Origin of the sequence: Reyranella sp. (assembly GCF_004296935.1) — a bacterium.
In the GTDB taxonomy this organism is placed as follows: domain Bacteria; phylum Pseudomonadota; class Alphaproteobacteria; order Reyranellales; family Reyranellaceae; genus Reyranella.
Window position 1 is genome coordinate 1 of sequence record NZ_SCVH01000048.1, and the last position, 5,456, is coordinate 5,456.

Annotated in this window: 8 protein-coding genes; 4 read left to right on the forward strand and 4 right to left on the reverse strand. The window is 65.7% G+C overall.

What is annotated here, in order from left to right; genetic code table 11:
- From EPO55_RS06415 to EPO55_RS06425, 3 genes are all read right to left on the reverse strand, one after another.
- A partial coding sequence (locus EPO55_RS06415; RefSeq protein ID WP_296335713.1) for a DUF1330 domain-containing protein occupies window positions 1–188 on the reverse strand: 188 nt, incomplete at its 3' end.
- Window positions 189–200: 12 nt separating this feature from the next.
- A complete protein-coding gene (locus EPO55_RS06420; RefSeq protein ID WP_296335714.1) occupies window positions 201–1,067 on the reverse strand; it encodes a sulfurtransferase in 867 nt (288 codons plus the stop codon).
- A gap of 35 nt (window positions 1,068–1,102) precedes the next feature.
- Entirely contained in the window at window positions 1,103–1,462 is a 360-nt protein-coding gene (locus EPO55_RS06425; protein WP_296335715.1) for a hypothetical protein, read from the reverse strand.
- Window positions 1,463–1,587: 125 nt separating this feature from the next.
- On the opposite strand from EPO55_RS06425, the gene EPO55_RS06430 reads away from it, so the two are divergent.
- Both EPO55_RS06430 and mscL read left to right on the forward strand, forming a co-directional pair.
- Entirely contained in the window at window positions 1,588–2,538 is a 951-nt protein-coding gene (locus EPO55_RS06430) for an AEC family transporter (RefSeq protein WP_296335716.1), read from the forward strand.
- 17 nt (window positions 2,539–2,555) lie between these two features.
- Entirely contained in the window at window positions 2,556–2,978 is a 423-nt protein-coding gene (gene mscL, locus EPO55_RS06435) for a large conductance mechanosensitive channel protein MscL (RefSeq protein ID WP_296335717.1), read from the forward strand.
- Here mscL and dapA read toward each other — a convergent pair.
- Window positions 2,975–3,859 (reverse strand): 4-hydroxy-tetrahydrodipicolinate synthase, encoded by an 885-nt coding sequence (dapA, locus tag EPO55_RS06440; protein ID WP_296335718.1) that lies wholly within the window; start codon window positions 3,857–3,859, stop codon window positions 2,975–2,977. The genes mscL and dapA overlap by 4 nt on opposite strands.
- Window positions 3,860–3,951: 92 nt before the next feature.
- Here dapA and EPO55_RS06445 point away from each other — a divergent pair, with 92 nt between their 5' ends.
- Together EPO55_RS06445 and EPO55_RS06450 are read left to right on the forward strand one after the other, a co-directional pair.
- Complete coding sequence (locus EPO55_RS06445; protein ID WP_296335719.1) at window positions 3,952–4,812, forward strand: LysR family transcriptional regulator; 861 nt, start codon at window positions 3,952–3,954, stop codon at window positions 4,810–4,812.
- A gap of 100 nt (window positions 4,813–4,912) precedes the next feature.
- Window positions 4,913–5,128, forward strand: a complete 216-nt coding sequence (locus tag EPO55_RS06450) for a hypothetical protein (RefSeq protein ID WP_296335720.1) — start codon at window positions 4,913–4,915, stop codon at window positions 5,126–5,128.
- The last annotated feature ends 328 nt before the right edge of the window (window positions 5,129–5,456 follow it).

Genomic DNA, 5,456 nt, shown 5'->3' on the forward strand with positions numbered 1-5,456 from the left:
GTCGTGCTCGAGTTCCCGAGCACGACGACGCGTGGCGGCACCCAGCCGCCTTCCAGGGTCTTGGTCTTGCCGCCGCGCACGATGAACTTGCCGCCGAACTTGGCGATCGCGCCGGGCGTGTGCTTGCGGTACTCGGCCATCAGGGCCTCGTCGGTCGTCTCGACTTCCACGATGATGTAGGCAGCCACAGCTCTTCCTCCTCAACCAACTTCCATCGGCAGGCTGGGATCGTTGGCCCATTCCTGCATCGAATTGTCGTACACCGAGACGTTCCGGTGGCCCAGCATTGCCGTCAGCACAAAGGCGTCGAGCGTGGCTGCTATGCCGCCGCCGCAATAGACCAGCACGCGCTTGTCCGGCGCGGCGCCGACACCGTCGAACGCCGCGCGCAGATCGGCGATCGGCTTCAGCGCCTTGTCCGGTCCGAACAGGCTGGCCGCCGGCACGCAGGACGAGCCCGCGACACGGCCGGCGCGGCCGTAGGCGACGCCGCCCGTGCCTTTGTGCTGGTCGAGGCTGAGCGCATTCAAGGTGAGCGTGCCGGCCTGGCCGATGGCGCCCTTAAGGGCGGCCTTGTCGACGAAGATCTCCGGCCGGCCGCGCAAGGTGAGGGTTGCCGGCGGATGGACCGTGGCCTCGGTCGCGAGCGGGCGATTTTCGGCCTTCCACTTGTCGAGGCCGCCGTCGAGCAGGACGGCATCGTCGAAGCCGATGGCGCGCAGCATCCACCAGATGCGGCTCGCCCAAACCGGCGAGGCGTGGCTGTAGAGCACGACCGAGGTACCGTGACCGACGCCCTTGGCGGCGAAGGCCTTGGTCAGCTCTTCGAGCGGCGGCAGGGTGAAGCGGAGCTTGGACGTCTTGTCCGAGAGATCGGCCTGGAGGTCGAGAAAGGCCGCGCCGGGAATGTGGCCCTTGTCGTAGTTGGCGCGACCGCTCTCGGCGATGTAGCGGCCGTCGGGCCCCGGCTTCAGGTAGGTGGTGCAGTCGAAGACGCGCAACGCCGGGGCGCCGAGGCGGCGCGCCAGGTCTTCGGTCGAAATCAGCGCAGCAGAATGGGCAGCCATCTCGCTCTCCCGTGGTTGGGAGAGCGGAGACTAGACTAGATCGTCTTCGACGGCAGCGGCGGCACGGCGACGGTGCCGGCGGGAGCGGCAGCCGGCGCGGCGGCCGGCGGCAGTTGCGCCGAATCGGGCTGCTTCGGTGCCGCGGTCGTGGCGGGCTTCTTGGCCTTGGCCTTCGACGCGGTCTTCGTGGTGGCTTTGGCCGGAGCCTTGGCCGCGGTCGCCTTCTTCAGGCAGGCGCTGCGCGACGAGGCGCTCTTCAGCGTCTGGCAGTAGGCGGATGTGCCGGGCTTGGGCTTGGTTGTGGGGACGGGCGCCGGGGTTTCGTCCTGGGCGAAGGACGGTGTCGCGAAGGCGACAGCAATCAGGGCGGCGACGCTGGCGAACAAGAGACGCATTTTTCTTCTCCCGGGCCGCTTGCGAGGGGGGACAGTACGGCCTCGATAGTCAGGTAAAATGCTATTGTATTTGTGCCATTTATGTCAAATTCTTAATCAATCACTACAAGTGAAGTCGGGACCCCGTGCAGGCCATCCTCAACGTCGCCTTTCCCATCTTCGGGGTCATCCTGGCGGGTTATCTAGCCGGCCGCTGGCGCATCCTGGGGGGCGAGGCGACCGGCGCCCTCAATGCCTTTGTGAGCTATTTCGCCCTGCCGGTGCTGTTCTTCGGCACCCTGGCGCGAACCCCGGTGCAGGCCGTGCTCGACCCCGCCCTGATGCTGGGCTTCAGCCTCGCCGTCGTCGCCACCTTCGGGGTCGGCATGATTTCGACCCGCCTAGCGGCGCGGGAGCGGGGTCGTGGTGGCCTCGCCGCCATGAGCCTGCAGGGTATCGCGTCATCGTGGGGTAACGTCGGCTACATGGGCGTGCCGCTCTGCCTCGCCGCCTTCGGCGAAGCGGGCCTGCCGCCGGCCATGCTCACCGTAATCGTGACCGCCGTGGTCTCCATGGTGTTCGGCGTCATGCTGATCGAGCTCGAGGTGGCGGCGGGCCACGGGCCGGTGAAGACCTTCCTGCGTGCCGCCTTCAATGTCGCGCGCAATCCGCTGCCGATGTCGATCGCGCTCGGCATCCTCGTCTCAGCCGTCGGCGTGCCGATTCCGACACCGGCCGAGAAGTGGCTCGACCTGCTGGGTTCGGCGGCGGCCCCCTGTGCGCTGTTCGCCATCGGCCTCTTCCTCTCCGACAAGTCGATCAAGAGCGGCCTCGCCGAGGCCGGGCTCGCCACGATCATCAAGCTCCTGCTGCAGCCACTGCTCGCCGTGCTGGTGCTGCCGTTCTTCATCGATCTGAATTCGGTGGCCGGCAAAGTGGCGCTCCTGATGGCGGCGCTGCCGACCGCCGCCAATGCCTTCGTGCTGGCCAAGCAGTTCGACATCTCGGTCGAGCAGAACACCGCCGCCGTGCTACTCTCGACCGCCTTCTCGGTGATTAGCGTCTCTGCCTTGCTGGTGTGGCTGCGCGTATCCTGACGACCACGGAGGGAAAGATGCTCGGGGAATTCAAGAAATTCGCGATGCGCGGCAACGTCGTCGACCTCGCCATCGGCGTCATCATCGGCGCCGCTTTCGGCAAGATCATCGACTCGCTGGTGAACGACATCATCATGCCGGTCATCGGTCGCATCGCCGGTGGCCTTGACTTCACGAACTACTTCATCGGGCTGACGCCGGCCGCGAGCCAGGCCGCGACCTACGATGCCGCCAAGAAAGCGGGAGCTACGCTGGGCTACGGCACCTTCCTGACGGTGACGGTGAACTTCCTCATCATCGCCTGGGTCCTCTTCATGATCATCAAGGCGATCAATCGCGTGTCGAGAGAGGAAGCGGCCGCGCCCGCCGCGCCGCGGCCGCCATCGCAAGAGGAAGTCCTGCTGACAGAGATCCGCGACCTGCTGAAGGCGCGAGGCTAGGCCGCCGCGCGTTCGACGAAGAACGAGTCGAGCTTCCTCGCCAACCCATCGGAAATCTTCGTGAGCGGCAGCCGGCATTCCGGCGAGGCGATCAGGCCCTGCCGCCACAGCAGATACTTGATCGGCATCGGATTGGCCTCGGCGAACAAGAGCGGCACGGACTGGGCGAGCGGCGCCCAGGCGGCGCGGGCACCGGCCACATCATTGGCGGCAAAGCGTCGACCGACTTCTATGAAGCGTTCGGTCATGAGGTGGCTGGCGGCCAGGATGCCGCCGTCGCCGCCATGGGCCATCATGGTTAAATAGAGCGCATCCTCACCTGTCAGCACCGCGAAGCCTTTCGGCTTGCGTGCCAGAAGCTCGAGCGATTGCGTCACGCTGCCGGAACTGTCCTTCACACCCACGATGTTCGGCACCTCCGCGAGCTCGAGCAGCGAGTCGTTCGAGAGGTTCACCGCCGTGCGATAGGGAATGTTGTAGATTACCATGTCCCGGTCGGTCGCCGCGGCGATGGCGCGGAAGTGCGCGATCAATCCGTCCTGGCCCGGCCGGTTGTAGTAGGGGCAGACCGAGACGATGCCCTCGAAGGCAAAGCGTTCCAGCCGTCTCAGAGTCTTCGTCACCTTGTGCGTGGCGTTGCCGCCCACGCCGGCGAACACCGGCACGCGGCCGGCCGCCCGCGCCACCGTGCGGTCGACCAGCTCGTCGATCTCGGCCTCGTCGAGCGTCGGCGACTCGCCGGTGGTGCCGAGCGGGAACAGCCCGTCGACGCCCAGTCCGATGTAGTGGTCGATCAATCGCTCGTAGCTTGCGAAGTCGACGGCACCGTCCTTGAACGGCGTGATGAGCGGCAGCCAGAGTCCGGAGATCTTGGTCGGCATGGGGTTCCTCCTGCTCGAACGCTAGGCCTTCCATATAAATAAGAAAAACGAATGTTTTTGATATAATCGTTCGGAAATGGTTATGTATTGGCATGCGCAAGGACCTCGACATGGCGCTGGTGCGCGCCTTTCTCGCCGTCGTCGAAGCCGGTGGCGTCACGCGGGCGGCGGCGTCGCTCGGCGTCTCCCAAGCCGCGGCCAGCCAGCAGATCAGGCGGCTGGAAGAGGCGCTCGACTGCCGCTTGTTTGAGCGCATCGGTCGGCGGCTGGCGCTGGCGCCCGCCGGCGAGCGGCTGCTTGCCCAGGCGCGACGGCTGCTCGCCCTGAATGATGAGGTGTGGTCGTCGATGCGTACGCCGTCGTTCGAGGGCGAGGTTCGCCTGGGCGTGCCCTACGATATCGTGGGCTCCTTCGTGCCAGCGGTGCTGCGCCGCTTCGCCAAGGCCCAGCCGCGCGTCCGCGTCAGCTTGGTATGCGAGGATTCGAAGATCGTGCGCGAGGTGCTGAAATCGGGTGGCGTCGATCTCGCCCTCACCACCGAGACCGAGTGCGGGCGCCACGGCGAGACGCTTCGCATCGACCGCCTGGTCTGGGTCGGCGTGCCGGGCGGCAACGCCCACCTCAGGGACCCGCTACCGGTCTCGCTCGGCGCCCCCAGTTGCGTCTTCCGGCCGGTGGCGATCGAGGCCCTGGGCAAGGCGCGGCGCGACTGGCGGGCGGTCTGCGAAGTGAGCCGCATGGAGCCGGTCCATGCCGTGCTCGAGGCCGGACTCGCGGTGGCCCCGCTGCTACGCTCCTCGGTGCCCGAGCGCTTCGAGATCTTGGGCAGGGATGCTCGCCTGCCGCCGCTGCCCGAATTTCGCATCAATCTCTACGCTCTGCCGGGTCTCAGCCCCGCCGCCCGCGATCTCGCCGACCATGTACGCGCGAGCTTCTCGGGTCGGGCGGCCTGATCCTCTCCGACTACTCTGCACAACAATTGATACCAACCGATGGCTGTTTCGACAGCACGTGCGCAATTACACTCCGTCCCGTCATTCAGGGAACTGGTTCATGCGCTTTATCCTCGGTTGGACGCTGAAGCTGGCCTTCATGGGCCTCATCTATGCCGGCGTTACCGGAGCCATTCCCCTGCAGCTGCCGGATACGATCCTGGGCTATCAGCTCCCCGACGCGGCCAAGCGTTTCGCTGGCAGCGGCGGCCAGATTCAGGACATCGCCGGCAAGACTCAGGCAGGCTTCAAGGGCATCGCCGACAGCCTGAAGTAATCCTGTTGTAAGGAATCAGAGGGGGCGTCCAAGGGCCCGCCGCTGCACGATCTCCGGATCGCGCAGCGGCGGGCTTCTTTTTGAGGTGAGCTACGTCTTTCTACAGATACATTCTGTGCAGAACTGCCTTGTGGCGCGCGCTTTGCTGCTTTGCTTGTCGAGGCAACGGCGCGCTGGATTTTCAATAGTGTTCGCTGTTACCTTGCAACCGGTTGGGATGCCGATGTGTCGCCGTTCCGACCGTAGTGCGACCCGGGCGTGGGGATGGCCGTGGGTAAATTATGCCACCGGTTGAGGTAAAATGAAAAACAACGTCGTTATCGCCACG

Excerpts from the sequence above, each read along its gene's own strand:
- EPO55_RS06420 (WP_296335714.1), bottom strand. The coding sequence starts at position 1,067 with ATGGCTGCCCATTCTGCTGCGCTGATTTCGACCGAAGACCTGGCGCGC.
- EPO55_RS06450 (WP_296335720.1), top strand. The coding sequence starts at position 4,913 with ATGCGCTTTATCCTCGGTTGGACGCTGAAGCTGGCCTTCATGGGCCTC.
- EPO55_RS06425 (WP_296335715.1), bottom strand. The coding sequence starts at position 1,462 with ATGCGTCTCTTGTTCGCCAGCGTCGCCGCCCTGATTGCTGTCGCCTTC.
- mscL (WP_296335717.1), top strand. The coding sequence starts at position 2,556 with ATGCTCGGGGAATTCAAGAAATTCGCGATGCGCGGCAACGTCGTCGAC.
- dapA (WP_296335718.1), bottom strand. The coding sequence starts at position 3,859 with ATGCCGACCAAGATCTCCGGACTCTGGCTGCCGCTCATCACGCCGTTC.
- EPO55_RS06445 (WP_296335719.1), top strand. The coding sequence starts at position 3,952 with ATGCGCAAGGACCTCGACATGGCGCTGGTGCGCGCCTTTCTCGCCGTC.